The 641-nt window shown below is 69.7% G+C and carries 1 pseudogene; it reads right to left on the reverse strand.

Annotated features, from left to right (window positions below):
• Positions 1 to 502 precede the first annotated feature (502 nt).
• Positions 503 to 641: pseudogene (locus A9X05_RS29845) on the reverse strand (PE/PPE C-terminal domain-containing protein); the annotation flags it as partial.

The following is a 641-nucleotide window of genomic DNA, read 5'->3' on the forward strand; positions in this document are numbered from 1 at the left end:
TTGATCTCCGGCGGTAACGCCCCGAAGTCAAACACCTACGAACCCCCCGGCTCGAACCATGTGTTTCCCTCGCGAGTGTTTTAGATAGCTGGCTTCAAGCGATGCGCTTGCTTGCGAAGGCTAGAGCGCCGCCCCGTCTTCTCGCTGCCCGTGACTCGACGGTCCGGGTGGGAGGCGCCCCGTTCCAGCGGGTCAGCGGACAGCGCAACGGCCGGGCCGGCGGCCGCCCGCGTTCGCCGTGTGCACGCCTACCTGCGGGAACGGGTGCCGGGCGGATCACGGCCGATAAGCGATCCCGCGCAGCCGGGGCGGATCGACGTGGGCGCTGGACAAAAAATCCGGTCGCAATAAAGGCCGCGGCGATGTCGGCCCGGACAGGGGCCGGCCGGGGGCGTGGGCAAGGCCTCCGCCGCGAGTCGGTTCTTGGGCGCAAACGCGAAACACGCTTTAGCGCAGCACTTTTCGCGCGCTAAAGCGTGTTCCTACGCTGCCGACCCGGAGGTTATCCGGCGAAGGGTGGGCGGGCCATGACGGTGGGGCGGAATCCGTAGCGGGGGCCGGCGCCGGCGTGGGTGCCGTTGCCGACTCCGGCCAGGGGCATGCCGCCGAGCAGGTTGCCCGGTCCCCCGGCTGCCTCGGGT

Origin of the sequence: Mycobacterium sp. E3298, assembly GCF_001666895.1 — a bacterium.
Classification (GTDB): Bacteria; Actinomycetota; Actinomycetes; order Mycobacteriales; family Mycobacteriaceae; genus Mycobacterium.